The following is a 26,593-nucleotide window of genomic DNA, read 5'->3' as shown; positions in this document are numbered from 1 at the left end:
GGATCACCCGTACGTCACTCGAAGCGCCGGGAGGGACCGGCTGCTTCCTCGAAGCCCGCGCGGCCGGCTCACACGGCCCAGCCGTACTGGTCCGGCACCCGGACCTCGCCGCCCAGTTCGCGCGCCGCCCGCTGCGCCCACGACGGATCGCGCAGCAGCTCGCGGCCCAGCAGCACCGCGTCGGCCTCGCCGTTGGCCAGGATCTTCTCCGCCTGCTCCACGTCGGTGATCAGACCGACCGCGGCCACCGGCAGCGAGGTCTCCGCCTTCACGCGCGCGGCGAACGGGACCTGGTAGCCGGGCCCGGTAGGGATGCGCGCGGCGGCGTTGCCGCCGGTCGACACGTCGAGCAGGTCGATGCCGTGGGCCTGCAGGTCGCGGGCGAAGCGGACGGTGTCGTCCGGCGTCCAGCCGCCCTCGTCCAGCCAGTCGGTCGCGGAGACGCGGAAGAACAGCGGCTTGTCCTCGGGCCACACCGCGCGCACGGCGTCGACGACCTCGAGGGCGAAGCGGGTGCGGTTCTCGTAGGAGCCGCCGTAGCCGTCGGTGCGGTGGTTGGAGTGGGGCGAGAGGAACTCGTGGATCAGGTAGCCGTGGGCGCCGTGGATCTCGACGATCTCGAACCCGGCCGCGAGGGCCCGGCGGGCGGCGTCCGCGAACTGCCCCACGATCTCCTGGATCTGCGCGGCCGTCAGCTCGGTCGGCACCGGGTGACGCTCGTCGAAGGCCAGCGCGCTGGGTGCCAGCGGCTGCCAGCCGTGCGCGTCCGGTCCCACAGGCGCCCCGCCCTTCCAGGGCCGGTCGGTCGAGGCCTTGCGGCCGGCGTGGGCGAGCTGGACGGCCGGAACCGTGCCGTGTGCGCGGAGGAAGCCCGTGATCCGGCGGAACGCCTCGGCCTGGGTGTCGTTCCACAGTCCGAGGTCCTGCGGGGAGATGCGGCCCTCCGGCGATACGGCCGTGGCCTCGACGACGATCAGGGCGGTGCCGCCCGTCGCGCGGGCGCCGTAGTGCGCGAAGTGCCAGTCGCCGGGAACGCCCGCCGACGGACCCGCCGGTTCGGCCGAGTACTGGCACATCGGAGGCATCCACACCCGGTGGGGGATGGTGACGTCGCGCAGCTTCAGGGGCTGGAAGAGGGCGCTCATGGGGGCTGCTCCATCTGTCGCGGTACGGGGAACGGCTCGTACGGTAACCCTCGTAGTACGGCAGATGTCAAACTACGGCGGTCTTCGTACAATGGAAACCCCTCCCGCATCGCTCCCGAGCGGTGGGACCTCCCGGACGAACTGGAGCCGCCGTGCCCCCCGCCACAGCCGTCAGCAGCCGCGATCTGCCGCATCCGGCGCGCGCGGAGATCCGCCTGGAGGGCGTGCTGCACGCCCTGTCCGACCCGATGCGGCTGCGGATCGTGCGGGACATCGCCGCCGGCAGCGACGAGCTCTTCTCCTGTTCGTACTTCGACCTGCCCGTCACCAAGTCGACCACCACCCACCACTTCCGCGTACTGCGCGAGAGCGGGGTGATCCGGCAGACCTACCGGGGCACGGCCAAGATGAACGGGTTGCGCAGGGACGACCTGGACGCCCTCTTCCCGGGGCTCCTCGACGCCCTCCTGGCCGCGGCCGACCGCCAGGCCGCCCGCCTGGGCACCGGCTGACCGCACGCGGATGCGCTGACGGGGTGCCGCCCGAGGGGGTGGGCGCGTGTGTCGGGCGTAGGGAATGTGATCACGCGGTTACGTTGCGGATGTGCTCGAAGCATCCTTTGTTGATCGTTCTCTTCAGCTTTCCGATCGATGTCCGGACGACGGTGAGATGTCCGTGCGGCACACCTGGGTGGTGCGGGAGGGGGGCGCGACCACGTCGTGGTTCGATGTCCGCTGGACGTTCGCCGACGGTGCCCGCATCGACGCGCTCGCCGTGCTCTGCGGCGACGGGGTCCGCGTCGAGGACGTACGGGCCGAGCCGGCCCTGTCCCTCGACGACCTGTCCGTGCTCGCCGAGTGGCTGGAGGACCCGCTCTTCGAGGCCTGTGTGCGGCCCCTGGCGGACCGTCCTGCGGCCGCGCCGCGGCGCTCCCGTCCCGCCCGGCCGGGCGGCGACGAGGAACGCCGGCTCGTCGCACAGGAGTACCGGGCGGCCCGGGAGGAGGGCGCCGACCCGGTCCTCGCGGTGATGCGCGCGACCGGACACGGCCGGAGCCGGTCGCTCAGGCTGATCGGCCGGGCGCGCGACGACGGCCTGTTGCCCCCGCGCCGCGCACGGCGCTGACCGCCCGCCCGTCGGGATCCCGCCGAAGAGCCGTCAGAGCATTCCGCGCATCCGCGAGATCTCGCTCGTCTGCTGGGCGACCACGTCGTCGGCCATCTCCTCGATCTGCACGTTGTTGCCCTGCGCCTTCACGTCCGTGGCCATGGTGATCGCCCCCTCGTGATGGGTGATCATCAGCGTGAGGAAGAGCCGGTCGAAGGCCTTGCCGTGCGCCGCGCGCAACTGTCCGAGCTGTGCCTCGGTCGCCATCCCCGGCATCGCGGCGTGGTCGTGCCCGCCGCCCGTCTCCTGCCGGCCGTGGGCCGCGAGCCAGCCCTTCATCGCCGTGATCTCCGGCCCCTGGGCGGCGGAGATGCGCTCGGCGAGCTTCTTCACCTGCCCGGACTCGGCGTGTTGCGGCACGAGACCGGTCATCTCCAGAGCCTGGGCGTGGTGCTGGATCATCATCCGCGCGTAGGCGACGTCCGCCGAGTTGGGGGAGTCGTCGTCGGTGCGCTGTCGCTCGGCCTCCTCGGCCGAGATCGTCCGGTTGGCCCCGCCGGGCTCACCCGGAACGATCACCGAAGGTCCGGCCGCCGCCGCCGACTTGGTGTCCGGAGAGGAGTCGCAGGCCCCGAGCCCGAGCACGGCCAGTGCGGCCAGCGACGCCGTGACGAGTGACGCGCGGATCGACGCGGGACGGATGGGCACGGCAACCTCCTGTGGCCGGGGGTGCCCCTTCGAAGGGAGGGACACGGAACACCTCGTGAGCGCGATGACCGTCCTAGCACGCTTCCGCGCCCTGCTGATCAGAAAACTTCATTACGTGTTTGTTGCCCCCTGTTGGTATGTGCATGGCGAAGACGATACTGCGGGTGCGCGAACCGTTCCGACGGGAACGGACGTAGGGAGGAAACAGTGACCCTGTTGAGCGATCCGCGAACGCGGCGCAGACGCCTGGGAGTCGCGGCAGCAGCCGCCGGACTCGTGGCCGCGCTGCTCACGGCCGTCCCGGCCGCGGCGACCCCCGACCCGGGGGACGGCCCGGCCACGTCGAAGGAGGTGTCCTCGAGCGTGCGCGCCGAAGCACGCGACGCCATCGCGAGCGGCGAGATACCCGGCCGGGACGAGATCGTCCACTCCGACAACATCCAGCACCTGGCCAACATCCCGAAGGACGCGCTGCCCGGTACCAACTCCGACCTGGCCTTCCAGGGCAAGTACGCCTTCGCCGGCAACTACGACGGCTTCCGCATCTTCGACATCGGCAACCCGAAGAAGCCCAAGACCGTCGCCCAGGTCCTGTGCCCGGGCTCGCAGAACGACGTCTCGGTCTCCGGCGACCTGCTGTTCCTGTCGACCGACTCCTCGCGCAGCGACAGCAGTTGCCACAGCACCACCCAGCCCGCGACGGAGAAGTCGTCCTGGGAGGGCATGAAGGTCTTCGACATCAGCGACAAGCGCAACCCGAAGTACGTCGCCGCCGTCGAGACCGCCTGCGGCTCGCACACCCACACGCTGGTGCCCGAGCGCCGCGACGTCTACATCTACGTCTCCTCGTACTCCCCGAACGCCGCCTACCCCGACTGCCGGCCGCCGCACGACGGCATCTCGGTCATCAAGGTGCCGCGCGACGCCCCCGAGCGGGCCGCGGTCGTGAACTTCCCGGTGCTGTTCCCGGGTGAGGGCCCCGACGGCGGCGGCAACCCGGGCGGACCCACCAACCCGGGCGTCTCCAAGACCACCGGCTGCCACGACATCACCGTGCTGCCCTCCGAGGACCTGGCCGCCGGCGCCTGCATGGGCGACGGCATCCTGTTCTCCATCAAGGACCCCGAGCACCCGAAGGTCATCGACCGGGTCCAGGACAACGTCAACTTCGCGTTCTGGCACTCGGCCACCTTCAACCAGAAGGCGAACAAGGTCGTGTTCACCGACGAGCTGGGCGGCGGCGGCGCGCCCACCTGCAACGCGGAGATCGGCCCGAACCGCGGCGCCGACGGCATCTACGACATCGTCGGCAAGGGCGACCACCGCAAGCTGGTCTTCCGCAGCTACTTCAAGATCCCGCGCCACCAGGCCGACACCGAGAACTGCGTCGCGCACAACGGCTCGCTGATCCCGGTCAAGGGCAAGGACCTCATGGTCCAGGCCTGGTACCAGGGCGGCCTCTCCGTCTGGGACTTCACCGACTCCTCCCGCCCGAAGGAGATCGCCTACTTCGAGCGCGGCCCGCTGTCCACGGACAGTCTGGTCACCGGCGGTTCCTGGTCGGCGTACTACTACAACGGCTACATCTACTCGAACGACATGGCCAAGGGCTTCGACGTCCTGAAGCTGGACGACCGGCGCACCGACCCGGCCAAGCGGATCCACCTGCGCGAACTCAACGTGCAGACGCAGCCGGACTACTTCGACTGACCTGACCGGTCCGGCTGATCCGCCGGACCGGCCGGCGGCGGGCACCCGGGTGCCGTGCCGGTCGCGAAGAACCGCGACAGATCCGTGTCGCACGTCCCGCCGGGCGCCTCGGCCTCCGGCGGGACACCCAGTTCCCAGTCCAGCCGGTAGCGCTTGAACAGCTCGGCGCGCAGCACCGGCACGGGCATCGGCACCCCGGGTACCAGGGCGGCGAAGACGGCGCCCATCAGCAGTGCCCGCAGCATCGGATAGTCGTGGTCGACGTCCCGGGAGCCGTGCCGGGCCACGGTGTCCCGCAGCAGTTCGGCCAGCCGCCGCTGCTCGGGGCACGGCACGAACCCCTCGGCCTGGAGCAGTCCCGCCATGTGCTGGCGCATGAGGACCGGCCGGTCCCGGGCGAGCCCCAGGATCGCGTCGATGGCCCGCGCCATCCGCTCCCGTCCCTCGGCGGTGCGCGGCTCGCGATCCAGGGCCTCCTCGAGCGTGCGGTGCATCAGGCGGTGCACCGCGGACTGCACCAGCTGGCGCTTGCCGGGGAAGTAGTACGAGACCAGACCACGTGCCGAACCCGCCCGGTCGGCGATGTCGCCGAGCGTGGTCGCGTCGTACCCGTGCTCACCGACCAGTTCCACCGTGGCCTGCAGGAGCCGCTCCTTCGAACGCCTCCGCAACTCTTCATTGACCGAGGCGCTGCGCGGGGACATGCTGTACTCCTGCGTTGACTGGCTGCCAGCCAACTATACTCGGCGCAGACGGACCGGCCCCCTGGCGGGCTCGTCCGACCACCGTCTGCTCCGGGCGACGCGGGGGATCGCCCGGAGCGGGCGGGCACGACGATGGTTGCTTCGGGCTACGGCCTTCGCAGCCCCCGTGGTCGGCGCGTCGCCGCCGCGTCAGCTCCGCGGGACGTCCTTGACGAACACGATGCCGTCGCTGCCCGTCAAGCGGACCGGGTCGAGCGGGGCGTAGCCGAACCAGGGAGTCACGCGGGGCGCGGGCAGGACGTCGCCGAGGACGGCGGCCAGCCGCGAGACGTCCACGACGCAGCGGTCCTCCGGTAGGGCGTACAGCAGTCCTTCGACGGTGTCCGGCGGCGGCGTGTCCACCCCCCGGTGCCGGATCGTGCCGAGGGCCGTGGCCACGAAGGCGTACTCCTCGCCGAGCCGGGCGCTCACCAGCGCACCGGCGCTCCACCACTCCACCGGCCCCTGCCACATCTGCATCGAACTCTTGTCCCGCTGGAGATGGGAGTTGTGGGCGTGGACGAGTGCCGGCCCCCGTTCGGCGACGGCGAGGAGGTTGTGGGCCATCATCGAGTCCCGCAGCGCGCACAGCCGCGTCATGCGGCTCGGTGAGGTGTCGGCCATCCAGTGGTGGTAGCGCAGCAGGCCGGTCGCGGTGCGCCCGTACAGGCGCGCCCGGTCCCAGTCGTCCCGCGAGGCCGCCGCGATCAGGTGCGGCGTCTCCGCGTCGAGCAGCGCCACCAGATCGTCGGCCAGCAGCCGCAGTCGGCCGGCCTCGGCCGACTGCCCCACCGACCGGGACGGGGCCGTCATCGCGGCGGGATCGGTCCACCGCTCGTCGGGGCCGAGCAGGCGGTCGAGCGTCTGCCCGGTACAGGGGAGCAGGTCCGCGTCGACCCGGGCCGCGAGGTAGCCGTGGAGCGCGGTGAGGGCCTGCCGCGGGCTCGCGGCGCCGGTGATCTCCAGCGGGCCGTCGAAACCGGCGAAGCGGATCCGCTCGGACGCGGGCCGGCCGTCGTTGTCGGCGCGAACGTTGTAGGCGCGCATCCAGCGCACGAGTTCGCGGTTGGCCGCGGACGCGCCGAACCCGTGGCTGAATCCGCGCTCCATGACCTCGTCGAGGGTGCCCGTGCCCGCGGTGACGTAGTCATCCACGACCAGGGCCGCCACGCAGTCGCTCTCGATCGCGATCGTCCGGTAGCCCTCCTCCTCGACGAGTCGCCGGAAGAGCTCGTTGCGCAGGTCGAGCAGAGTGTCCTCGCCGTGCGTGGGCTCGCCCAACGCGAGCAGCCGCGGCCTGGCCGGGAGCAGCCCCATGAGGGCGGTGGCCTCGACGGGATGGACGCCGTCCTTGATGTCAGTAGCCATGGATTCCACCGTATCGTTGAACCTCCGGTGGAAACTTCTACGCGGTACCGTCGGCCTCATGGGGCGAAACCTTCAAAACAGTGAGCGGCTCAGGCCGGTCGATCTCGCGCGCGGGAACGGTCTGTCCACACAGGCGATCAGGAACTACGAGGCGGCCGGCATCCTCCCGGCCGCCGCGCGCACGCCTCACGGCTACCGCACCTACACCCCGCTGCACGCGGCGGCCCTGCGCGCGTTCCTGGCCCTGGTGCCCGGTCACGGCCACCGGACGGCGACGTCGGTCATGCGGGCCGTGAACCGGGGCGCGGACGACGAGGCGTTCCGCCTCCTCGACGAGAGCCACGCCCAGCTCCTCGAGGACCGGCGCACCCTGAAGGCCGTGGAGAGCGCCCTCCGCGACCTGGAGCCCGTCCGGGCGCCCGAGTCGGCGGTGGTGTCCGGGCCCGGCGGTACGTTCATCGGGCCACTGGCACGGAAGCTCGGCATCCGGCCCGCGACGCTGCGCAAGTGGGAACGTGCCGGGCTGGTGCGTCCGCGCCGCGACCCGCGGACCGGATACCGCGTCTACGACGAGGCCGACGTACGGGACGCCAGGCTGGCCCACCAGCTCAGGCGGGGCGGCTACCTGCTGGAGCAGATCGCCCCGCTGATCGCCCAGGTGCGGGCGGCCGGCGGCCTGGAGCCGCTGGAGGGCGCCCTGGGCGACTGGCACGGCCGGCTGACCGCCCGCGGACGGGCGATGCTGTCCGGAGCCGCCGAGCTGGACGCGTACCTGCGCCGACGCGGATGAGACCGTGGGCGGATCAGCGCACCAGGGCCGGCACCGCCCGGTAGCGCGTCGGCCGCCTCGAGCGCCCGGGCGGTCCCCGCCGACTCCGGGCCGGACAGCGCCGCTCCCCGGTCCTCCAGCACCGCGCGCCGCCAGGTGTCGGCGGATTCGACGCGGAAGAGGGGCCCGGAGAAGTCGAACAGGACGGCGGCCACGGGCGGGTCCTACGGGGCCGCGCGGCGCCGGCGTGCCGCCCTCGTGCTCACCGCACCCACCGCCCGTGGACGAGCACCGCGACGGCCACCATCAGTGAGCCCAGGAGCCAGCCCCCGACGACGTCCGTCGGCCAGTGGACGCCCAGCCACACCCGGGTCACGCCGACGCCGGCCACGGAGATCCCCGCCGCTGCCGACGCGGCCAGGCGCAGACCACGGGCGGCGCCGTGGTGGTGGAGCAGCCACACCAGCAGAGCGCACACGAGGGTGGCGGTCATGGCATGGCCCGAGGGAAAGGCCGCGTAGTGCGCGGAGTCCACGGGGTCGGGCCAGACGGGGCGGGGGCGGTCCACCGCGGCCTTCAGGAACTGTTGCAGCAGGTTGCCGAGTACGCAGGCCGCCGCCAGCCACACGGCCGTCCGCCGGTCCCCGCGCCGCCACCACAGCCACACCACCACCACCGCGCACAACAGGCGCATCGTCCATGGGTCCCACACCCAGTCGCTGAGGACGCGCATGACGTGCGTGACGCCCGTTTCGTCGACCGCCCAGCGGTGCGTGGTCCGCGAGATGTCGTCGTCCAGGCCGGTCAGCGGGCGCCATCTGGCGGCGACCAGGACGAGCAGCACCACGGAGCACAGGGCCAGGACCCAGGCCGTACGGACGGCAGTGCGCGGCTGCGGCGGACGGGGCGGGGAGTCCACGGTCGGCGAGTGCATGCTGCGATACTCGCCGACCCGGGGTGCGGGAGGCCACTTTCCCCGTGAGTGACCCGGCTGCGGGGGAGTGGCGGGCAGCTACCGGGCGTCGGTGCCTTCGCCGCGACACGGCGCAGGCGACGACGGCGCACCCGGTGTGCGGCACCCCCGGCGTGTCCGGGCCGGGGTGTCACATGGTCAGCAGCATCCCCAGCATCGCGATCCCCATCGACAGTCGGCACGCCCGCGCCAGCTCCGGCCGGTCGCCCCACCCGGCCGCCGTCGCGCCGCCGCCCGCCACGGCCGCGACGGGTATCAGCCGTACGCCGGTCACCAGCACGTACCCGGTGAAGTAGAGCAGCAGCACCCCGGTCAGCAGCGGGATCCCGGAACCGCCGTGCCCGTGGCCGTGCCCGTGCGCGCCGGCGGGGGAGCCCGCCATCACCACCGCCATGTAGACCATGGCCGCGGCCCCGACGAGGTGGTGCAGATGATGCCGGGACGAGCGGGCCGCCCACAGGGCGTGCAGCCCGGCACCGCCGAACACCACCGCGTAGGCGGGCCACGTCCACGGGGGCGGAGTGAACACCGCCGTGGGCACGGCCATGGCGGCCATGCCGAATCCCATGAGGGCCTCGCCGCCGGCCGCGCGGCGCTGCTCCTCGACGTCGCTGCGCATCCGCAGCAGGCAGTAGGCCCCGGTCGCCGCGCACAGCGCGACCAGCAACCAGCCGGACGATGCCGGTCCGTGCACGGGCACCTCCCCGTTCGGCGCTCGACGGTCGGTCAAGGCCTGCCCGGGCGAGGCGGCGCGCACGCGAGCGCAAGGGAGTGCACGGGGGGCATCCGGCGGAGCACGGCGGAACCGGGCAGGTCGTAGCCGGGCGCGCGTCACACCGTCGACCATCTTTCACTAGTAAAACACCTGTTAAAATTCATCGTATGAGCAGTGCGACCCCCACCTCCGGCACCTCACTCGTCCGCCGCCTCTCCCTGTCCGGCGTGCTGCGGCTGCGCCGCCCCTCCGAGATCTGGTTCAAGCCCGCCCTCAGCTCGGTCGCCGCCATCGCCCCGCCCAACCTGATCCTGCTGGCGCTCGGCCGGCTCGACCTCGCGATGTACACGATGGCCGGGTCCCTGTGCGCGCTCTACGCCCACAACCGCCCCTACGCCGCCCGGGCCCGCACCCTGGCGTGGGTGGTGCTCGGCATGCTCGGCGGCGTCGCCGTCTCCCTGGTCACCGCCTCCCTCACCCGCGACGCCGTCGTCCTCGTCACCGTCGGCGCCCTCCTGGCCGCCGTGCAGAAGACCCTGTGCGACGCCACCCGCGTCGGCCCGCCGGGCAACGTGGTCCTCACCTTCATCAGCTCCGCCTCCCTCTTCGTCCCGCAGACCCTCGGCCAGGTCCCCGGCCACCTGGCGCTGGGTGCCGCGGCCGGTGCCTGGGCCTGGGTCGTCGGCATGGCCCCCGCCCTCGTCCGCCCGCACGGCCCCGAACGCCGCGCCACCGCGCAGGCCCTGAACGCCGCCGCCGCGTACGCCGACACCCGCGGCACCGGCGACGGCCACGCCCCGGCCCGCGCCGCCGGGTACGCCGCCGTCCAGGCCGCCTGGCAGACCCTGCTCTCCCTGCCCGCCACCGGCACCCGCGCCACCACCCGGCACGCCCTGGAACGCCTCGTCGTCCGCGCCGAGGTCGCGCTCGCCGCGCCCGCCGACACGGACCCGGAGCGGCTGCGCGACTGGGCCCGAGCCCTGCGCGGCACCGGGCGCGTACCCCGCACCGCCGACCCCCGCGCCGACGCCGCGGCCACCGAGGAACTGCTGGGCGTGGACGCCGAACTCGCCGTCCGCCCCGCACCCCTGTGGCAGCGGCTCGGCCCGCTCGCGCCCGTCGCCGTGCGCACCGCCCTCGGCTGTGCGCTGGCCGGCTACGCCTCCCTGGCGCTCGGCATCGGCCGCCCCTACTGGGCGCTGGTCACCGCCGCCGCGCTCTACCAGGCCAATCTGTCCCTGACCTGGGGCCGGGCCGTCCAGCGCGTCGTCGGCAACCTCGCCGGAGTGCTGCTGTTCGCCGCCCTGGCGCCGCTCGCCCATCTGGGGAAGATCCTCCTCGTCCTGCTCTGTCTCGCCCTCAACTTCGGCGCCGAGGCACTCATCACCCGCAACTACTGGCTCGGCAGCGTCTGCGTGACGCCGATGGCCCTGCTCATCACCGAGTTCCCCGGCTACCAGGCGCCCGGCGAGCTGATCACCGAACGGGTGGTGGACACCCTCGTCGGCGCCCTGGTGGGCTTCCTCGCGGCCGTCGTCGTCACCAACCGGCGTGCCGGCGACCGCGTCGGGCAGGCGGTGACCGCCGCCGACCGCGCCCGCGAGCGCGCCGCCCGTCTCCTCGCGGAGCCCGAGCCCGCGCCCGCCGCCCTGGAAGCGGCCCGCCGGGGCCTGGCCGCCGCCCTGACCGACCTGCGCGCCGCGGCCGACGCCGCGGCCGGCGAGTGGTGGCAGCGCGCCCTGCCCCAGGAGAGGGTCGTGCTCGCCGAGCAGGCCGGACACCGTACGCTCGCGGCAACGGTGCGACGCCAGGCAGCGCGTGCGGACCGGGACACGGGCACGAGAACGGAGGACGTACGGCCATGACCGCAACCGACGGGGGCTCGGCGACCGGGGGCAGCGCGAACGGCGGACCGGGCGGGGACACCGTCGCCGCCGTCGTCCGGCAGTGGCGGGCCGTCCATCCCGGCCTCGACACCGGCCCCATGGAGATCATCGGCCGCATCAACCGCTGCGCCGCCCTCCTCCAGCAGGCCGAGGACGCCCCGCTGCGCCGGGCGGGCCTCAGCCGCGCCGAGTTCGACCTGCTCGGCGCGCTGCGCCGCACCGGACACGAGCTGACCCCCGGCGAGCTGGCCCGCGAGACCTTCTCCTCCGGCGCCGCCGTCACCAAGCGCCTCAAGCAGCTCACCGAGCGCGCCCTGGTGGAGCGGCGCGGCGACACCCGCGACCGCCGGGTCGCCCACGTCCGCCTCACCGACGCCGGACGCGACCTGGTCGACGGCATCCTGCCCGACCAGCTCGCCTACGAGTCGGCCGTCCTGTCCGGCGTCGACGCGTCCGAGCTGGACCAACTGGCCGCGCTCCTCGGGGCACTGCTGGGCCGGCTGGAGGGCCGCCTGGACGCGCTGCGGATCTGACACCGTCCGGTGTGCCGCGGCCGGCTCAGCGCTCGTCGCCCGCCCGGTACACGCCGAACATCGCGCCCTGCGGATCCCGGAGCACCGCGATGCGCGGCCCGTCGGGCAGGGAGGTGGGCTCCATCAGCACGGTGCCGTCGCTGTCGGTCGTGTCGACCGCGGCGGTGTCCACGTCCGCCACGGCGAAGTACGGCAGCCAGTGCGCCGGCACCTCGTGCGGGAACTTCTCGTCCATCGTCACCATGCCGCCGAAGTCCGCGCCGTCGACCGACCACCGGGGATAGCGCGCGGAGGCGGTGACGCCCCAGCCGAACACGGTGGTGTAGAAGTCCGCCGCCCGGCCGGGCTCCCGGGTCAGCAGCTCCACCCAGCCCAGCGAACCGGGCGCGTCGAACAGCCCCGCGCCGGGGAAGGTCCTGGCCTGCCACAGCTGGAACACCGCGCCGGTCGGATCGACGGCCACCGCGGTCCGGCCCGCGTCGGACACGTCCACCGGGCCCTGCGGGACCGCCCCGCCCGCCGCGGACACCCGCCGCACGGCGGCGTCCGCGTCGGCCACGGCGAACGAGACGTTCCACGCGACGGGCTGCGCCCGCTGGTACAGGGGCGCCAGTCCGGCGACGGCCGCGCCGTCGAGACGGGCGACCGCGTAACCGCCCGTCTGCCGCCGGGAGTCCGTCTCGGGGCGCCAGCCGAACAGCTTCGCGTAGAACCGCTTGGCCGCCTCCAGATCGCTGGTCCCCAGCTCGGCCCAGCAGGGCCCGCCGGGCACCGGTCCGTGGAGCTTCATCGCGTCGGGGTTCTTCCGCCGGGCCGCAGACCGTCCCCTCCCCTCCAGCACGCTAAGGCCGGGCGGGCCCCGCGGCCATCCGGCATCCTTCGCCCCGGTGGCTCAGATCCCGGGCCGGTAGCGCAGCGGATGGTCCGCCGGCACCTCCACCAGCACGATCCGCGTGCCGTCCGGGTCCTCGATCCACATCTCCACCAGCCCCCACGGCTCCTTGACCGGCGGCCGGACGATCCCGACGCCCTTCGCCCGCAGCTCCGCCTCGGCCGCCGCGGCGTCCTCGACCTGGAGCCACAGCCGCAGCGCGGGGGACAGGGGCGCCTCGGAGCGGCCGGAGACCTCCAGGAAACCGCCGCCGAGGAAGTACACGGTGCCCCGCTCGGGCCCGGTGCCGAACTCGCGGTGGACGGCGAGGCCGAGCTGCTCGCCGTAGAAGGCGCGGGAGCGGTCGGGGTCGGTGGGACGGAGCAGGATCCGGCTGCTGAGTACATGCACCATGCGTCCGGAGCCTAACGGGAGCGCTACGCTCGTCGGTGCCCGCGCCGCGCCCGAGAACGAACCGGAGAGACACCCATGGACACCGCCGCCGGCCGACTGACCTTCCGCGACGCCACCGACGCCGACGTGGACGCGCTCGTCGCGCTCGTGGAGTCCGCGTACCGGGGCGAGTCCAGCCGGGCCGGGTGGACCACCGAGGCGGACATCCTCCAGGGACAGCGCACGGACCCCGAGGGCGTGCTGGAGGTCGTCAAGTCGCCGGACAGCCGTCTGCTGACGGTCGAGCGGGACGGCGGGATCGTGGCCTGCTGCCAGCTCGAGCACCGCGGCGAACACGCCTACTTCGGGATGTTCGCCGTCAGCCCGGCGCTCCAGGGCGAGGGGCTCGGCAAGAGGGTCATCGCGGAGGCGGAGCGGCAGGCCCGCGAGGTGTGGGGCGTGGCGGAGATGCACATGACCGTCATCTCCGTGCGCGAGGACCTCATCGCCTGGTACGAGCGCCGCGGCTACCGCCGTACGGGAGAGACGACCCCCTTCCCGTACGGCGACGAGCGCTTCGGCATCCCGCAGCGGGACGACCTGTGCTTCGAGCTGCTGGTCAAGCCGCTGGCCTGACGACGGGCGGGCGACGTCCACGCCCTGGGACTCACGCGGTGAAGCGGCCCGTCCGTTTGATCTCCGGGTAGTCGGTGGTCGCGCCGTCCAGTCCCAGGGCGCGCACCAGTCGCAGATGGTCCTGGGTGTTCACCGTCCAGGAGAAGACCCGCAGGCCCGCCTTGCGGGCCCGCTCCACGATCTCCAGCGTGATCCGGTTGATGTCCAGACACAGGGTCGCGGCGCCGACCGCGAGGGCGCGGTCCACCACCTCGGGCCCGTAGTGCTCGGCGACCAGGGCGGTCCGCGCCCCCGGCACGAGCCGGGCGATCTCGGCGATGGCCTCGTCGTGGAAGGAGATCACCTCCACCCGGTCCACCAGATCGCGCCGGCGCATCACCTCGGCCAGCGTCCGCGCCGCCGCCGCGTCCTTGATCTCGGCCTGGAGCGGCACCGAGACGGCGTCCAGCACCTCCTCGAAGACCGGGATCCGCTCCCCGCGGCCCGCGTCCAGCGCGCGCAGCTCCTCGAGCGTCTTGTCGGCGATCGCGCCGGTGCCGTCGGTGGTGCGGTCCACGTCCGCGTCGTGCATGACGACGAGCGCGCCGTCCTTGCTCAGGTGCAGATCCAGCTCGACGGCGTCGAGGCCGGCCTGCTCGGCGGCGACGAAGGAGCGCAGGGTGTTCTCGGGTTCGACACCCATGGCTCCGCGGTGACCGATGGTGAGGAAGTTCACGGCTCGACTCGCTTCCGTCGACGTCGGCGATGGCAGGGGGCGACCTGACAGCCCTGCGGGATCGTTTCCCCTCTGCTGCGCCTGGTATACGGACTGTGGCGCCCCGCAGGAAAAAATGCGGTCATGGGTGGGATGGGGCAGGATAATTTACGGAGGTGCCCCTTGCTGGGAGGAACCTCGTATGCATACGGTGTCCTGACGCAAGCTTCTCCCGTGGAGGATGGGACATGACGGAAATTCTTGTGCAGACGGGTTCGGAGGAGAAGGTTCCTCCGGTGAGCAGGGTGGTGGAGCACCCGGCGTGGCCCGTGCTCAAGGATGCCGTGGAGCGGATCCGGCCATGGCAGTCCAAGGACGGGTCGATCGACTTCGACGCCGAGGGCGCCCCGGAGCGTGCCGCCGCCGAGGACGCCGTGCGCCGTGTCGCCGAGGCCGTCCGCGAGCTGTCCCCGCTGCTGCCGCACGACCGCGCCTACCACGAGGCGCTGGCGAAGGACCTCGGCCGCTGGGCCGACGGCGGTTTCCAGGTGCCCGACTTCCTCGACTCGCTGCTGGCCTTCCAGCCGGCCGCCGACCGCCGGGACGGCCTCCAGCACCTGGTCGTCTTCCCGATGTACACGCAGAACGGCAACCCGGACCGCAACCTCGAGGCGGTCGTGCTGCGCATGGTCTGGCCCGACTGGCTGGCCGAACTGGAGCGCACCCGCTACGACAACCCGCTGTTCTGCGGCATCACCTTCGAGGACTTCACGGCCGGTTACGACACCAACTCGGCCGTGCTCTTCCCGGAGACCATCGCGGTGCGCGAGGCGCCCGAGCGCTTCTCCTGGGGCGGCATCTTCTGCGACCGCGAGGCCGCCCGCTTCCGCCGCGTCACCGACGCCGCCGTCGACATCCTCGGCCTCGAACTGCCCGAGGACATCGCCGCCATGGTCCACGACCAGAAGCGCTGCGAGGAGGCGTTCGTCCTGTGGGACATGGTCCACGACCGCACTCACAGCCACGGCGACCTGCCCTTCGACCCGTTCATGATCAAGCAGCGCCAGCCGTTCTGGATGTACGGCCTCGAAGAGCTGCGCTGCGACCTCACCGCCTTCAAGGAGGCCGTGAAGCTGGAGGCGGACGGCGTCCCGCAGGCCCGTGACGTGCAGTACGCGGTGCTCTTCGACCGCATGTTCCGCTTCCCGGTCACCGGTGAGCGCGTGCGCAACTACGACGGCCTCGGCGGCCAGCTCCTCTTCGCCTACCTGCACAAGCACGACGTCGTCCGCTGGACGGACAACAAGCTCTTCATCGACTGGCAGCGCGCCCCGCAGGTCACCAACCAGCTGTGCGCCGAGATCGAGACGCTCTACCGCGACGGCATCGACCGCCCCAAGCTCGTCCACTGGTTCGCCGGCTACGAGCTGGTCTCCACCTACCTCGCCCCGCACCCGGGCTCGAAGTGGGCCAAGGGCCCCGACGCCCTGGACCTGACCCTGCCGCCGCGCAAACTCGTCGACGACGTGCTTCCGGACGAGTTTCCGCTGAGCATGTTCTACGAGGCGCTGGCCAAGAAGCTGAAGAACGTGATCGCCTCCACCAAGGGCATCACGGCGGACGGCGCCGAGCGGGCCGCCGCGTGAGCGACGGCACGGGCGCGCGGGAACAGGCTCAGCGGGAACAGACCCAGCAGGTACAGGCTCGGGAGGCGAGGACCATGGGGAACGGGGCGCTCGACGGCGCGGTGATCGCGGTGGCCGGAGCGGGCGGACCCGCCGGACGGGCCGCGCTGCTGCGGCTCGCCGAGGCGGGCGCGACCGTCGTCGGTTCGGACAACGACCCGCAGCGGCTGGCGGAGGCGGTGGACGCGGCGCGCTACGCGCACGGCGGTGCCACGGTCACCGGTGAGACGGTCGACCTGCTCGACCTCGATTCCGCCCGGGCCTGGGCCGACCGTATCGAGAAGGACTTCGGCCGCGTCGACGGCCTGGTCCACCTCGTCGGCGGCTGGCGCGGCAGCCAGACCTTCACCAAGACCGACCTCGGCGACTGGGACCTGCTGGAGAAGCTGCTGGTCCGCACCGTGCAGCACACCTCCCTCGCCTTCCACGAGGCGCTCCAGCGCAGCGACCGGGGCCGCTACGTCCTGATCAGCGCCGCGGGCGCGTCGCAGCCCACCGCGGGCAACGCCGCCTACTCGGCCGCCAAGGCCGCCGCCGAGGCGTGGACGCTGGCCCTCGCGGACTACTTCCGCAAGGCGGGGGGCGAGCAGGGGCCGACCTCCGCGGCTGCGATCCTGGTGGTCAAGGCGTTGGTGCACGACGCGATGCGCGCCGAGCGCCCCAACGCGAAGTTCGCGGGCTTCACGGACGTCAAGGACCTGGCCGAGGCGGTCGCCGGAGTCTGGGAGAAGCCCGCCGCGGAAGTGAACGGAACCCGTCTGTGGCTGACCGAGAAGCCGTGAACCCACCGAAGACCGACGCGCGTCGCCACCACGACCCGGAGATCCGCGGATTCGCCAGCGACAACTACGCCGGCGCCCACCCGGAGGTGCTCGCCGCCCTGGCCCTGGCCAACGGCGGGCACCAGGTCGCGTACGGCGAGGACGACTACACGGCGAACCTCCAGCGGGTGATCCGCAGTCATTTCGGGGCGACGGCCGAGGCGTTCCCGGTCTTCAACGGCACCGGCGCCAACGTCGTCGCGCTCCAGGCGGTCACCGACCGCTGGGGCGCGGTGATCTGCGCCGAGAGCGCGCACATCCACGTCGACGAGTGCGGGGCGCCGGAGCGCGTCGGCGGCCTCAAGCTGCTCACCGTGCCCACCCCCGACGGCAAGCTCACCCCCGAGCTGATCGACCGGCAGGCGTACGGCTGGGACGACGAGCACCGGGCGATGCCGCAGGTCGTCTCGATCACCCAGAGCACCGAACTCGGCACGCTCTACACGCCCGACGAGATCCGGGCCATCTGCGAGCACGCCCACGCGCACGGCATGAGGGTGCACCTGGACGGTTCCCGGATAGCCAACGCAGCCGCCTCCCTGGACGTCCCGATGCGGACGTTCACCAACGCGGTCGGGGTCGACCTGCTCTCGCTCGGCGGCACCAAGAACGGCGCCCTGTTCGGCGAGGCGGTCGTGGTGCTCGACCCGGACGCCGTGCGCCACATGAAGCACCTGCGCAAGCTGTCGATGCAGCTGGCGTCCAAGATGCGCTTCGTCTCGGTGCAGTTGGAGGCTTTGCTCGCCAAGGACCTGTGGCTGCGCAACGCCCGGCACGCCAACGAGATGGCGCAGCGCCTCGCCGAGGGCGTGCGGGCGGTGCACGGCGTGGAGATCCTCTACCCGGTGCAGGCCAACGCGGTCTTCGCCCGGCTGCCGCACGAGGTGAGCGAGCGCCTGCAGAAGCGGTTCCGCTTCTACTTCTGGGACGAGACGGCGGGCGACGTGCGCTGGATGTGCTCCTTCGACACCACGGAGGACGACGTGGACGCGTTCGTCGCCGCCCTCAAGGAAGAGATGGCGCGCTGAGAGGGAGGCCGTCGATTTCTGCATAGGTATGCGATCACCTGGAAAGTCATTGACTGTCGGGTGATCGCGTTCCTATGCTCTGACGTCATGGAACTCATCCAGCAAAGCCTTGACCTGTCCGCCTACTTGGCTGCCGACGAGGTCATCGACCATGAACACCCGTATGTGCGGGAGGTGGCCGGACGCCTCGCGAAACAGGCGGAGGACTCGTATGCCTATGCGCGACTGGCGTTCGAGTTCGTGCGCGACACCATCCCGCACTCGCAGGACGCCGGTGATCCGCGCGTCACCTGGCGCGCCTCCGACGTCCTGGAGCAGCGCACCGGCATCTGCTATGCCAAGGCGCACGCGCTGACGGCGCTGCTGCGCGCCGAGGACATCCCGACCGCCCTGTGCTACCAGCGCTTCGACGTGGTGCACGGGCTGGTCGCCGTACGGTTCGACGGGGCCTGGCACCGGCAGGACCCGCGTGGCAACAAGCCCGGTGTGAACGCCCAGTTCTCCCTGGGGCGGGAACGACTGGCCTTCGTGCCCGACCGCGAGGCGGGCGAAGCGGACTACCCGGAGCTGTACGCGGCCCCGCATCCGGCCGTGCTGGCCGTTCTGAGGGCGGCCGGTGACCGCGCCCGGCTCTGGGCCGCTCTGCCCGCCGCCCTCTGACGCGCTCGGTTCAGTGGGCCTCGACCGTGCGCAGCTGCTCGGGCGTCGGAGCCGTCCCCCCGAGGTGGGCCGGCATCCACCACGTGTCGTCGGCGCCCCTGGGGCGTACCGGGTAGGCACGCTGGGCGGCCTCCAGGAGCTCCTGGACGCGCTCGCGCAGCCGGCGGGTGAGGGCGCCCGCGTACTGATCACGGGGGGCCTCCATCGCCTCGCCGACCCGGATGGTGACCGGGGTGTGGCTGCGCTTGAAGTTGCGCGGGTGTCCCTTGGTCCACAGCCGCTGCGTGCCCCACACCGCCATGGGCACCAGCGGGACGCCCGCCTCCTGGGCCAGGCGAGCGGCGCCCGACTTGAAGCTCTTGAGGGTGAACGACTCGGAGATCGTCGCCTCCGGGAAGACGCCGATGATCTCGCCGGACCGCAGCGAGTCCAGGGCGTGCGCGTAGGCGGCCTCGCCCTGCTTGCGGTCCACCGGGATGTGCTTCATCCCGCGCATCAGCGGACCGGAGATCCGGTGCCGGAAGACCGACTCCTTCGCCATGAACCGGACCAGCCGCTTCTGCGGAAGCGCCGCCAGGCCGTTGAAGATGAAGTCCAGGTAGCTGATGTGGTTGCTCACCAGCACGGCGCCGCCCGAGCGCGGGATGTTCTCCGACCCACGGCAGTCGATCTTGAGGTCCCACACCTTGAACATGGTGCGGGCGAGACCGATGACCGGGCGGTAGACGAGTTCTGCCATGGGCGGGTCGGACCCTTCCTTGTCTGCCTGGGAAGGGGACTCCCAGTCGAAAGTTACGCAGTCGTAGGTTCTACGTCTTGTCGAGATCGTGCCCCAAGAACGGCCGGGGTACCAGCCCTGGTGCCCGGCCGTGGCGAGATCCTCATCACGTCATCGGCCGCGCTGTGGCCGAAACGCGCCGGTGAACCGGGAATCTTCACCCGCCCCCGGGCGCTGGACCTGGGGAAGACCGGACCGGGGCGCCGTCGAGGCGCGCCACGAATGGCCGCGATGCGGCGGAGCGGGAGACGTGCGAGTGCGCGGGGACGACGAGGGCGAGCGGCGCCGCGGCCGTCGGCTGGACGCGGCGGATCTGGGGGCGGAACTGGGCGCGCGCGCCACGCTCGTGCAGTTCTCCAGCGCCTTCTGCGCCCCCTGCCGGGCCACCCGGCGGATTCTCGGCGAGGTGGCCGGCATGGTCCCCGGCGTCGCCCACGTCGAACTGGACGCCGAGGCCCGGCTGGAGCTCGTCCGCGCGCTGGACGTGCTCAGGACGCCGACCGTGCTGGTCCTCGACGCCGAGGGCCGCGTCGTGCGGCGGGCCGTCGGCCGGCCGCGCAAGGCGGACGTGATCGCCGCCCTGGGGGAGGCGGTGTGATCATCGCCACGCCGCCGATGAGACGTTCTCCGTAGCCCCCGGATTCCGGGACGTATTTGACTGTGTATGCCACCCATCGTCAGCCTGCCCGTATGCCTTCGCTCCCCTCTCCCCGGACCGAGGCGCCCGGCGGAAGGACATCCCCCATGACGGCCACACCCGACCTCGCCGCGCCCCGGACCGCCGCCGGCGGCGACCTGCTGCGGTCCGTCTTCCGGCGCCACGCGGCGGGCGTGGCGGTGATCACCGCGCGCAGCGACGCGGGCCCGGTCGGCTTCACGGCCACCTCCCTCACCTCCGTCTCCGCCGAGCCGCCGCTGCTCTCCTTCGGCATCGGCACCGGCTCCTCCAGCTGGCCCACGGTGTCCGGCGCCGAGTGCGTCGGCGTCCACCTGCTCGGTGAGCACCAGCAGGAGCTGGCCGCCACCTTCGCGCGCAGCGGCGCCGACCGCTTCGGCGCGCCCACCGTCTGGCACGAGGGCCCCGAAGGCGTCCCCGTCCTGGACGGCGTCCTCGCCTGGCTCGTGTGCCGGGTCGTCGGCCGCGTCCCCGCGGGGGACCACCGCATCGTGCTGGCCGAGGTGCTCATCGGTGACTCGACGGGCCCCGGCAGCCCGCTGCTGTACCACCAGGGACGTTTCAACGGCCTGCGTGACTGAGAGCCCCTCGGCCCCTCCGCCTCCCCCATCCCCTCCGTCCCTCCGTCTCCTTCCGCCCCTTCTGCGGAACGGTCGAGTTCCGGTTACGCTGCGTTGCGAAGGTCACAGTTCAAAGCGCTTGCTTAGTGGGCAGGAACTGGGTGTACTGACGAGTAACGTTCCGGGTGGAGGCGTGGGTCGCCCCGACCGGAATCGGCCGCTTGGGGCGCCTATGCTGCCTGCAAGCAGGCAGCACTGAAATGACGATGCAGTAGGAGAGCCGGCGTGAGCTTGAGGATCGTTGTCACTGTGAAGTACGTGCCCGACGCCACTGGCGACCGGCACTTCGCCGATGACCTGACCGTCGACCGCGACGATGTGGACGGTCTGCTCTCCGAGCTGGACGAGTACGCGGTGGAGCAGGCGCTGCAGATCTCGGAGAACTCGGACGACGACGTGGAGATCACCGTCCTGACGGTGGGGCCGGAGGACGCCAAGGACGCGCTGCGCAAGGCGCTGTCCATGGGCGCGGACAAGGCGATCCACGTCGAGGACGACGACCTGCACGGCACCGACGCCATCGGTACCTCCCTGGTCCTGGCCAAGGCGATCGAGAAGGCCGGCTACGACCTGGTCGTCTCCGGCATGGCCTCCACCGACGGCACCATGGGCGTCGTCCCCGCGCTGGTCGCCGAGCGTCTCGGCGTCCCGCAGGTGACGCTGCTGTCCGAGGTCTCGGTCGGGGACGGCGTGGTCAAGGGCCGCCGCGACGGCGACTCCGCCACGGAGCAGCTGGAGGCGTCGCTGCCGGCGGTCGTGTCGGTCACCGACCAGTCGGGCGAGGCGCGTTACCCGTCCTTCAAGGGCATCATGGCGGCCAAGAAGAAGCCGGTGGAGTCCTGGGACCTGTCCGACCTCGACATCGACGAGGACGAGGTCGGTCTCGAGAACGCCTACACGGTCGTCGAGTCGGCGGCGGAGCGTCCGGCGCGCACCGCGGGCACCATCGTCAAGGACGAGGGCGAGGGCGGCAAGCAGCTCGCCGAGTTCCTCGCGGGCCAGAAGTTCATCTGAGCCCCGGAATCGCCGACCGCCCCTCACATCTCGCAAGCAGGAGAGAAGTCCCATGGCTGAAGTTCTCGTCTACGTCGACCACGTGGACGGTGCCGTCCGCAAGCCCACGCTCGAGCTGCTGACCCTGGCCCGCCGCATCGGCGAGCCCGTCGCCGTCGCGCTCGGCAACGGTGCCGGTGACACCGCCGCCGCCCTCGCCGAGCACGGCGCGGTCAAGGTCCTCACCCACGAGGCCGCCGAGTATGCCGACTACCTGGTCGTACCGAAGGTCGACGCCCTCCAGGCCGCCGTCGAGGCCGTCTCCCCGGCCGCCGTGCTGGTGCCGTCCTCCGCCGAGGGCAAGGAGATCGCCGCCCGTCTGGCGCTGCGCATCGGCTCCGGCATCATCACCGACGCCGTCGACCTGGAGGCCGGTGACGAGGGTCCGGTGGCGACCCAGTCGGTGTTCGCCGCCGCGTTCACCACCAAGTCCCGCGTCTCCAAGGGCACCCCGGTCATCACCGTGAAGCCGAACAGCGCGGCCGTCGAGCCCGCCCCGGCCGCCGGCGCGGTCGAGGCCCTGTCGGTCACCTTCTCCGCCGCCGCGACCGGCACCAAGGTCACCTCGCGCACGCCGCGCGAGTCGACCGGCCGTCCGGAGCTGACCGAGGCCGCGATCGTGGTCTCCGGCGGCCGTGGCGTCAACGGCGCGGAGAACTTCGCGATCATCGAGGCGCTCGCCGACTCGCTCGGCGCGGCCGTCGGTGCCTCGCGCGCCGCGGTGGACGCGGGCTGGTACCCGCACACCAACCAGGTCGGCCAGACCGGCAAGTCCGTCTCGCCGCAGCTGTACATCGCCTCCGGCATCTCGGGCGCGATCCAGCACCGCGCCGGCATGCAGACCTCGAAGACGATCGTGGCGATCAACAAGGACGCCGAGGCCCCGATCTTCGACCTGGTCGACTACGGCGTGGTCGGCGACCTCTTCGACGTCGTCCCGCAGCTCACCGAGGAAGTGAAGGCCCGCAAGGGCTGAGCACCCCCGCCGCAAGTCCGGCCGAGGCCCCCGCGACCGTCCGTGGTCGCGGGGGCCTCGTCGTGTGCGCAGGATGGTGAGGGCCCGCCGGGTGCCGCCGGGGGACGGTTGACCGGGGCAGAGGTGGCAGATAACTTCGCTCTACGGATTATTGATTCCGTTCAGCGGAAAATAGGAGAGTGTGGGATGGGTCAGCAGGAGAAGGTGGCAACGAGTCTCGCGGGCGCCGTCGGCGAGGAGATCAGTGCCTCCCTCGCGCCGGTCGACGCGGAGCTGGAGCGCCGCTACCCCGGGGACCCGGGCACCCGCCAGCCCGTCCACACCGTCTACGTCCCCGGTGACGTCTTCGCCGCCGACACGATCCGCTCCTGGGGGGACCGGGCGCTCGCCGCGCTCGACGAGCACGCCCCCGACGCCACGTCCTTCGCCGCAGTCCTCGGCCTGTCCGACGAACTGGCCGAGCCGGTGTACTCCCGGGTGCGCGCCAAGCTGGAGCGGGAGCCGATCGAGGACCTGCGCATCGACTTCGAGGACGGCTACGGCAACCGGTCCGACGCCGAGGAGGACGAAGCCGCCGCCCGCGCGGCCCGGCTCGTCGCCGAGGCCTACGACCAGGGCACGGCGGCCCCGTACATGGGCATCCGCATGAAGTGCATGGAGGCCCCCGTGCGCGCGCGGGGCATCCGGACGCTCGACGTCTTCCTCAGCGGTCTGATGGAGGCCGACGGCCTGCCCGACGGGCTGGTCCTCACCCTGCCGAAGGTGACGTACCCCGAGCAGGTCACCGCCATGGTGCGGCTCCTGGAGGCCTTCGAGAAGGCCCGCGGCCTGGAGCCCGGCCGGATCGGCTTCGAGATCCAGATCGAGACCAGCCAGTCCATCCTGGCCGCCGACGGCACCGCCGCCGTCGCCCGCATGATCCAGGCCGCCGAGGGCCGCGCCACCGGACTGCACTACGGCACCTTCGACTACAGCGCCTGTCTCGGCGTCTCCGCCGCCCACCAGGCCAGCGACCACCCGGCCGCCGACCACGCCAAGGCGGTCATGCAGGTCGCCGCCGCCGGCACCGGCGTACGCGTCTCGGACGGCTCCACCAACGTCCTGCCGGTCGGCTCCACCGAGAAGGTCCACGACGCCTGGCGCCTGCACTTCGGCCTCACCCGCCGCGCGCTGGCCCGTGCCTACTACCAGGGCTGGGACATGCACCCCGGCCACATCCCCACCCGGTACGCGGCCGTCTTCGCCTTCTACCGCGAGGGCTTCGCACAGGCCGCCGCCCGCCTCGCCCGCTACGCCAACCACGCCGGCGGCGACGTCATGGACGAGCCCGCCACCGCCAAGGCCCTCAGCGGCTACCTGCTGCGCGGCCTGGACTGCGGCGCCCTCGACACGGGCGAGGTCGCCCGGCTGACCGGCCTGACCCGCGCCGACCTGGAGGGCTTCTCGTCGCCCCGGCGCGGCGACCTCACGGCCTCGGCGCAGTAGGCGGCGACCGGGGCGGGGGGAGCGGCCCGCCGGTCCGGCCGGAGCCCACACGGCGCTCCGGACCGGAAGCCGTCGACCGCCGCTCCCCGGTGAACAGCCGCGTCCCCCGTGCGCGCGGCCGCCGGCCGGCCCGCGCCCGCGCGCGGAACTCCTCGGGCGTCCCCGAGCGCTCCCGCAGGCCGGGCCGGCCCGCACGGCGGCTCACCGAGAACCACCGCACGGTCGCCCTCGGGCCCGGTATCCCGCGCGTCGGCCGCGGGCCGCTCAGTCCGCCGGGGGCAGTTCGCCCGAGCCGCGGGTGATCAGGCGGGTCGGCAGTTCGATGCGCTCGGGGGCGAGCAGGGTGCCGTCCAGCTGCCTGAAGAGACGCTCGGCCGCCGTGCGGCCGAGGGCCGCCGCGTCCTGGGCGACCACGGTGACGCCCGGCCGCAGCAGGTCGGCGAGCTCGATGTCGTCGAAGCCGACGAGGGCGATACGCCGGGCGTGCTCGGCGAGGACGCGGATCACGGTGACCGTCACCCGGTTGTTGCCCGTGAAGACCGCGGTCACCGGGTGCGGGTCGGCGAGCATCTCCTCGGCGGCCCGGCGCACCCGCTCGGGATCGGTGACGCCCAGCGACATCCAGGAGTCCTTCACCGGTATGCCCGCGTCCTCCATCGCCGCCCGGTAGCCGCGCAGCCGCTCGGCGGCGGTGTGGATGCGGGGCATGTCGCCGATGAAGCCGATCCTGCGGTGCCCGTGCGCGATCAGGTGGGCCACGCCGTCACGGGCACCGCCGAAGTTGTCGGACACCACCACGTCCGCGTCGATCCGCCCCGCCGGACGGTCGACGAACACCGTGGCCACACCGGCCTTGAGCTCGGGCTCCAGATACCGGTGGTCGTCCCCGGCCGGAATCACCAGCAGTCCGTCCACGCGCCGCGCGCACAGCGCCAGGACCAGCTCCCGCTCGCGGTCCGGGTCCTCCGCGCTGGAGCCGTTGATCAGCAGGGCCCCGTGGGCGCGGGCCACCTCCTCCACGGCACGGCTCAGCGGCCCGTAGAACGGATCCGCGAGGTCCTCCAGCACCAGTCCGATGCTCGCCGTACGGCCCTTGCGGAGCACCCGCGCGCTGTCGTTGCGGCGGAAGCCGAGCGCGTCGATGGCCTCCTGGACGCGCCGTTCGGTCTCCGGGGTGACACCCGGTTCCCCGTTGACCACCCGGGAGACGGTCTTCAGCCCGACGCCCGCGCGGGCGGCGACGTCCTTCATGGTGGGGCGGTTGCCGTAGCGGCTCCCGGGAAGCCGGTCCGCGCGGCGGGGCGTGCCGGGCTCGGTGCGATGTCCTGTCCTGTCGTCCACGGGATTGCGTCGGCTCCTGTCGTCCACGGGGGTGCGCGGCTCGTGCGCTTGTATGAGGATGTGGCGTCGAGCATAGAGCCTGGACAACGTTGTCAGATGCGGGAGACACTGTTCATCGCACTCTTCGGTCCGCGCCCCCACCGCGCGGCCGGCCTGCTGCTCCGCTCGTGTTCCTCACTTTTCCTCACTTTCCTTCCGCCGACGGGGAGATCCGACTCTGATGCACACCGACCTCGTGGCAGCGCTGGACATCGGCGGCACCAAGATCGCCGGGGCGCTGGTGGACGGCCACGGCCGGATCCAGGCCCGCGCGCAGCGTGCGACGCCCGCCCAGGAGGACGGCGAGACCGTGATGCGGGCCGTGGACGCGGTCCTCGCGGAGCTGGCCGTGTCGCCGCTGTGGGGGCGGGCCAGGGCCGTCGGCATCGGCAGCGCCGGACCGGTGGACGCCTCGGCGGGCACGGTCAGCCCGGTCAACGTGCCCGGCTGGCGCGACTTCCCCCTCGTCCGGCGCGTCCGCGCCACCGCCGGTGACCTGCCCGTCGAGCTGGTCGGCGACGGAGTGGCGATCACGGCGGCCGAACACTGGCTGGGCGCGGCCCGCGGGCACGACAACGCGCTGTGCATGGTCGTCTCGACGGGTGTCGGTGGCGGTCTCGTCCTGAACGGGGCGCTCCATCCCGGCCCGACCGGCAACGCCGGACACATCGGGCACATCAGCGTGGACCTGGACGGCGACTCGTGCCCGTGCGGTTCGCGCGGCTGTGTGGAGCGCGTGGCGAGCGGCCCCAACATCGCGCGGCGCGCGCTGGCCGACGGCTGGCGGCCGGGCCCGGACGGCGACACGTCGGCCGCCGCGGTGGCCGCCGCCGCCCGCCTGGGCGACCCCGTCGCCGTGGCCTCCTTCGAGCGGGCGGCACAGGCGCTGGCCGCCGGCATCGCCGCCACCGCGACCCTCGTCGAGATCGACATCGCCGTGGTCGGCGGGGGAGTGGCCAAGGCGGGCGAGGTGCTCTTCGGTCCGCTGCGCAAGGCCCTGGCCGACTACGCGACGCTGTCCTTCGTGCGGCGGCTGACGGCCGTGCCCGCCCGGATGGGCACGGACGCGGGACTGGTCGGGGCCGCCGCGGCCGCGCTCACCAGGACGACGGGCGTGACCGCGGCGGGGGTCTGAGCGGCTGTGGATCAGCGGGCCGGCCGGGCCCGTGCCCAGCCGGCG

Annotated in this window: 28 protein-coding genes and 1 pseudogene; 17 read left to right on the top strand and 12 right to left on the bottom strand. The window is 72.6% G+C overall.

Annotation, left to right across the window (positions count from 1 at the left end):
- Positions 1–68 precede the first annotated feature (68 nt).
- Positions 69–1,145: an NADH:flavin oxidoreductase/NADH oxidase gene (locus ACIRFH_RS09510; RefSeq protein WP_403518525.1), complete on the bottom strand. Its 1,077-nt coding sequence runs from the start codon at positions 1,143–1,145 to the stop codon at positions 69–71.
- Positions 1,146–1,297: 152 nt separating this feature from the next.
- Here ACIRFH_RS09510 and ACIRFH_RS09505 point away from each other — a divergent pair, with 152 nt between their 5' ends.
- Both ACIRFH_RS09505 and ACIRFH_RS09500 read left to right on the top strand, forming a co-directional pair.
- Complete coding sequence (locus ACIRFH_RS09505; protein WP_403518523.1) at positions 1,298–1,657, top strand: ArsR/SmtB family transcription factor; 360 nt, start codon at positions 1,298–1,300, stop codon at positions 1,655–1,657.
- Positions 1,658–1,814: 157 nt separating this feature from the next.
- A complete protein-coding gene (locus tag ACIRFH_RS09500; protein ID WP_403518521.1) occupies positions 1,815–2,270 on the top strand; it encodes a DUF6214 family protein in 456 nt (151 codons plus the stop codon).
- A 33-nt stretch (positions 2,271–2,303) separates the two neighbouring features.
- Here ACIRFH_RS09500 and ACIRFH_RS09495 read toward each other — a convergent pair whose 3' ends face one another.
- Positions 2,304–2,960, bottom strand: coding sequence for a DUF305 domain-containing protein (locus tag ACIRFH_RS09495; RefSeq protein WP_403518519.1), 657 nt, complete (start codon positions 2,958–2,960; stop codon positions 2,304–2,306).
- Positions 2,961–3,167: 207 nt separating this feature from the next.
- On the opposite strand from ACIRFH_RS09495, the gene ACIRFH_RS09490 reads away from it, so the two are divergent.
- On the top strand, positions 3,168–4,670 hold the full coding sequence (locus ACIRFH_RS09490; protein ID WP_403518517.1) for an LVIVD repeat-containing protein: 1,503 nt from the start codon (positions 3,168–3,170) through the stop codon (positions 4,668–4,670).
- Here ACIRFH_RS09490 and ACIRFH_RS09485 read toward each other — a convergent pair.
- Entirely contained in the window at positions 4,658–5,374 is a 717-nt protein-coding gene (locus ACIRFH_RS09485) for a TetR/AcrR family transcriptional regulator (RefSeq protein ID WP_403518516.1), read from the bottom strand. The genes ACIRFH_RS09490 and ACIRFH_RS09485 overlap by 13 nt on opposite strands.
- Before the next feature lie 189 nt (positions 5,375–5,563).
- Positions 5,564–6,781, bottom strand: coding sequence for an erythromycin esterase family protein (locus ACIRFH_RS09480; protein ID WP_403518514.1), 1,218 nt, complete (start codon positions 6,779–6,781; stop codon positions 5,564–5,566).
- A 58-nt stretch (positions 6,782–6,839) separates the two neighbouring features.
- Between ACIRFH_RS09480 and ACIRFH_RS09475 the strand changes: the two genes are divergently transcribed.
- Complete coding sequence (locus ACIRFH_RS09475; RefSeq protein WP_403518512.1) at positions 6,840–7,571, top strand: TioE family transcriptional regulator; 732 nt, start codon at positions 6,840–6,842, stop codon at positions 7,569–7,571.
- 23 nt (positions 7,572–7,594) lie between these two features.
- Here ACIRFH_RS09475 and ACIRFH_RS09470 read toward each other — a convergent pair.
- From ACIRFH_RS09470 to ACIRFH_RS09460, 3 genes and pseudogenes are all read right to left on the bottom strand, one after another.
- Positions 7,595–7,765, bottom strand: a pseudogene (locus ACIRFH_RS09470) (hydrolase); the annotation flags it as partial.
- Between the two features lie 47 nt (positions 7,766–7,812).
- A complete protein-coding gene (locus ACIRFH_RS09465) occupies positions 7,813–8,484 on the bottom strand; it encodes a phosphatase PAP2 family protein (protein WP_403518510.1) in 672 nt (223 codons plus the stop codon).
- Between the two features lie 169 nt (positions 8,485–8,653).
- Positions 8,654–9,217, bottom strand: coding sequence for a DUF5134 domain-containing protein (locus tag ACIRFH_RS09460; protein WP_403518508.1), 564 nt, complete (start codon positions 9,215–9,217; stop codon positions 8,654–8,656).
- Between the two features lie 188 nt (positions 9,218–9,405).
- Here ACIRFH_RS09460 and ACIRFH_RS09455 point away from each other — a divergent pair, with 188 nt between their 5' ends.
- The gene (locus tag ACIRFH_RS09455) at positions 9,406–11,103 is read left to right on the top strand and encodes an FUSC family protein (RefSeq protein WP_403518506.1); all 1,698 of its coding nucleotides are present in this window, start codon (positions 9,406–9,408) and stop codon (positions 11,101–11,103) included.
- Positions 11,100–11,657: a MarR family winged helix-turn-helix transcriptional regulator gene (locus ACIRFH_RS09450; protein ID WP_403518504.1), complete on the top strand. Its 558-nt coding sequence runs from the start codon at positions 11,100–11,102 to the stop codon at positions 11,655–11,657. The genes ACIRFH_RS09455 and ACIRFH_RS09450 overlap by 4 nt, the downstream gene beginning before the upstream one ends.
- A 25-nt stretch (positions 11,658–11,682) precedes the next feature.
- On the opposite strand, the gene ACIRFH_RS09445 is transcribed toward ACIRFH_RS09450, so the two are convergent.
- Both ACIRFH_RS09445 and ACIRFH_RS09440 read right to left on the bottom strand, forming a co-directional pair.
- Positions 11,683–12,447, bottom strand: a complete 765-nt coding sequence (locus ACIRFH_RS09445; RefSeq protein WP_403518502.1) for a VOC family protein — start codon at positions 12,445–12,447, stop codon at positions 11,683–11,685.
- 102 nt (positions 12,448–12,549) lie between these two features.
- Entirely contained in the window at positions 12,550–12,942 is a 393-nt protein-coding gene (locus tag ACIRFH_RS09440) for a VOC family protein (protein WP_403518500.1), read from the bottom strand.
- A gap of 75 nt (positions 12,943–13,017) precedes the next feature.
- Here ACIRFH_RS09440 and ACIRFH_RS09435 point away from each other — a divergent pair, with 75 nt between their 5' ends.
- Complete coding sequence (locus tag ACIRFH_RS09435) at positions 13,018–13,557, top strand: GNAT family N-acetyltransferase (protein ID WP_403518498.1); 540 nt, start codon at positions 13,018–13,020, stop codon at positions 13,555–13,557.
- Positions 13,558–13,588: 31 nt separating this feature from the next.
- Here the strand turns inward: ACIRFH_RS09435 and ACIRFH_RS09430 are convergent, their stop codons facing one another.
- On the bottom strand, positions 13,589–14,272 hold the full coding sequence (locus tag ACIRFH_RS09430; protein WP_403518496.1) for a glycerophosphodiester phosphodiesterase: 684 nt from the start codon (positions 14,270–14,272) through the stop codon (positions 13,589–13,591).
- Between the two features lie 227 nt (positions 14,273–14,499).
- Here ACIRFH_RS09430 and ACIRFH_RS09425 point away from each other — a divergent pair, with 227 nt between their 5' ends.
- The 4 genes from ACIRFH_RS09425 (at position 14,500) to ACIRFH_RS09410 (ending at position 18,445) form a co-directional block, all read left to right on the top strand.
- Positions 14,500–15,897 carry a DUF6421 family protein gene (locus tag ACIRFH_RS09425; RefSeq protein ID WP_403518494.1) on the top strand — a complete coding sequence of 466 codons (1,398 nt, stop codon included), beginning with the start codon at positions 14,500–14,502 and terminating at the stop codon, positions 15,895–15,897.
- Between the two features lie 74 nt (positions 15,898–15,971).
- A complete protein-coding gene (locus ACIRFH_RS09420; RefSeq protein WP_403518492.1) occupies positions 15,972–16,718 on the top strand; it encodes an SDR family NAD(P)-dependent oxidoreductase in 747 nt (248 codons plus the stop codon).
- The gene (locus ACIRFH_RS09415) at positions 16,715–17,785 is read left to right on the top strand and encodes a threonine aldolase family protein (protein WP_403518490.1); all 1,071 of its coding nucleotides are present in this window, start codon (positions 16,715–16,717) and stop codon (positions 17,783–17,785) included. The genes ACIRFH_RS09420 and ACIRFH_RS09415 overlap by 4 nt, the downstream gene beginning before the upstream one ends.
- Before the next feature lie 87 nt (positions 17,786–17,872).
- Complete coding sequence (locus tag ACIRFH_RS09410; protein WP_403518488.1) at positions 17,873–18,445, top strand: transglutaminase family protein; 573 nt, start codon at positions 17,873–17,875, stop codon at positions 18,443–18,445.
- Positions 18,446–18,455: 10 nt separating this feature from the next.
- Here the strand turns inward: ACIRFH_RS09410 and ACIRFH_RS09405 are convergent, their stop codons facing one another.
- Positions 18,456–19,184 (bottom strand): lysophospholipid acyltransferase family protein, encoded by a 729-nt coding sequence (locus tag ACIRFH_RS09405; RefSeq protein WP_403518486.1) that lies wholly within the window; start codon positions 19,182–19,184, stop codon positions 18,456–18,458.
- Between the two features lie 289 nt (positions 19,185–19,473).
- Here ACIRFH_RS09405 and ACIRFH_RS09400 point away from each other — a divergent pair, with 289 nt between their 5' ends.
- From ACIRFH_RS09400 to ACIRFH_RS09380, 5 genes are all read left to right on the top strand, one after another.
- Positions 19,474–19,821 carry a TlpA family protein disulfide reductase gene (locus ACIRFH_RS09400; protein WP_403518484.1) on the top strand — a complete coding sequence of 116 codons (348 nt, stop codon included), beginning with the start codon at positions 19,474–19,476 and terminating at the stop codon, positions 19,819–19,821.
- Between the two features lie 146 nt (positions 19,822–19,967).
- Complete coding sequence (locus ACIRFH_RS09395) at positions 19,968–20,480, top strand: flavin reductase family protein (protein WP_403518483.1); 513 nt, start codon at positions 19,968–19,970, stop codon at positions 20,478–20,480.
- 264 nt (positions 20,481–20,744) lie between these two features.
- A complete protein-coding gene (locus tag ACIRFH_RS09390) occupies positions 20,745–21,533 on the top strand; it encodes an electron transfer flavoprotein subunit beta/FixA family protein (RefSeq protein ID WP_403518481.1) in 789 nt (262 codons plus the stop codon).
- Positions 21,534–21,585: 52 nt separating this feature from the next.
- Positions 21,586–22,548 carry an electron transfer flavoprotein subunit alpha/FixB family protein gene (locus ACIRFH_RS09385; RefSeq protein ID WP_403518479.1) on the top strand — a complete coding sequence of 321 codons (963 nt, stop codon included), beginning with the start codon at positions 21,586–21,588 and terminating at the stop codon, positions 22,546–22,548.
- A 186-nt stretch (positions 22,549–22,734) separates the two neighbouring features.
- Positions 22,735–24,033, top strand: coding sequence for a DUF6986 family protein (locus ACIRFH_RS09380; RefSeq protein WP_403518477.1), 1,299 nt, complete (start codon positions 22,735–22,737; stop codon positions 24,031–24,033).
- 264 nt (positions 24,034–24,297) lie between these two features.
- Here ACIRFH_RS09380 and ACIRFH_RS09375 read toward each other — a convergent pair whose 3' ends face one another.
- Positions 24,298–25,374, bottom strand: a complete 1,077-nt coding sequence (locus ACIRFH_RS09375) for a LacI family DNA-binding transcriptional regulator (RefSeq protein ID WP_403518475.1) — start codon at positions 25,372–25,374, stop codon at positions 24,298–24,300.
- Positions 25,375–25,594: 220 nt separating this feature from the next.
- Between ACIRFH_RS09375 and ACIRFH_RS09370 the strand changes: the two genes are divergently transcribed.
- A complete protein-coding gene (locus ACIRFH_RS09370; protein WP_403518473.1) occupies positions 25,595–26,548 on the top strand; it encodes an ROK family protein in 954 nt (317 codons plus the stop codon).
- The last annotated feature ends 45 nt before the right edge of the window (positions 26,549–26,593 follow it).

Source organism: Streptomyces sp. NPDC093586, from assembly GCF_044764905.1.
In the GTDB taxonomy this organism is placed as follows: domain Bacteria; phylum Actinomycetota; class Actinomycetes; order Streptomycetales; family Streptomycetaceae; genus Streptomyces.
This window is presented reverse-complemented; position numbering and strand designations above follow the sequence as displayed.

What these genes read in the sequence shown, in the direction of transcription:
- ACIRFH_RS09510 (WP_403518525.1), bottom strand. Translation starts at nt 1,145, where the DNA reads ATGAGCGCCCTCTTCCAGCCCCTGAAGCTGCGCGACGTCACCATCCCC.
- ACIRFH_RS09500 (WP_403518521.1), top strand. Translation starts at nt 1,815, where the DNA reads ATGTCCGTGCGGCACACCTGGGTGGTGCGGGAGGGGGGCGCGACCACG.
- ACIRFH_RS09485 (WP_403518516.1), bottom strand. Translation starts at nt 5,374, where the DNA reads ATGTCCCCGCGCAGCGCCTCGGTCAATGAAGAGTTGCGGAGGCGTTCG.
- ACIRFH_RS09480 (WP_403518514.1), bottom strand. Translation starts at nt 6,781, where the DNA reads ATGGCTACTGACATCAAGGACGGCGTCCATCCCGTCGAGGCCACCGCC.
- ACIRFH_RS09475 (WP_403518512.1), top strand. Translation starts at nt 6,840, where the DNA reads ATGGGGCGAAACCTTCAAAACAGTGAGCGGCTCAGGCCGGTCGATCTC.
- ACIRFH_RS09465 (WP_403518510.1), bottom strand. Translation starts at nt 8,484, where the DNA reads ATGCACTCGCCGACCGTGGACTCCCCGCCCCGTCCGCCGCAGCCGCGC.
- ACIRFH_RS09455 (WP_403518506.1), top strand. Translation starts at nt 9,406, where the DNA reads ATGAGCAGTGCGACCCCCACCTCCGGCACCTCACTCGTCCGCCGCCTC.
- ACIRFH_RS09450 (WP_403518504.1), top strand. Translation starts at nt 11,100, where the DNA reads ATGACCGCAACCGACGGGGGCTCGGCGACCGGGGGCAGCGCGAACGGC.
- ACIRFH_RS09445 (WP_403518502.1), bottom strand. Translation starts at nt 12,447, where the DNA reads ATGAAGCTCCACGGACCGGTGCCCGGCGGGCCCTGCTGGGCCGAGCTG.
- ACIRFH_RS09440 (WP_403518500.1), bottom strand. Translation starts at nt 12,942, where the DNA reads ATGGTGCATGTACTCAGCAGCCGGATCCTGCTCCGTCCCACCGACCCC.
- ACIRFH_RS09435 (WP_403518498.1), top strand. Translation starts at nt 13,018, where the DNA reads ATGGACACCGCCGCCGGCCGACTGACCTTCCGCGACGCCACCGACGCC.
- ACIRFH_RS09425 (WP_403518494.1), top strand. Translation starts at nt 14,500, where the DNA reads ATGACGGAAATTCTTGTGCAGACGGGTTCGGAGGAGAAGGTTCCTCCG.
- ACIRFH_RS09420 (WP_403518492.1), top strand. Translation starts at nt 15,972, where the DNA reads ATGGGGAACGGGGCGCTCGACGGCGCGGTGATCGCGGTGGCCGGAGCG.
- ACIRFH_RS09410 (WP_403518488.1), top strand. Translation starts at nt 17,873, where the DNA reads ATGGAACTCATCCAGCAAAGCCTTGACCTGTCCGCCTACTTGGCTGCC.
- ACIRFH_RS09405 (WP_403518486.1), bottom strand. Translation starts at nt 19,184, where the DNA reads ATGGCAGAACTCGTCTACCGCCCGGTCATCGGTCTCGCCCGCACCATG.
- ACIRFH_RS09395 (WP_403518483.1), top strand. Translation starts at nt 19,968, where the DNA reads ATGACGGCCACACCCGACCTCGCCGCGCCCCGGACCGCCGCCGGCGGC.
- ACIRFH_RS09385 (WP_403518479.1), top strand. Translation starts at nt 21,586, where the DNA reads ATGGCTGAAGTTCTCGTCTACGTCGACCACGTGGACGGTGCCGTCCGC.
- ACIRFH_RS09380 (WP_403518477.1), top strand. Translation starts at nt 22,735, where the DNA reads ATGGGTCAGCAGGAGAAGGTGGCAACGAGTCTCGCGGGCGCCGTCGGC.
- ACIRFH_RS09370 (WP_403518473.1), top strand. Translation starts at nt 25,595, where the DNA reads ATGCACACCGACCTCGTGGCAGCGCTGGACATCGGCGGCACCAAGATC.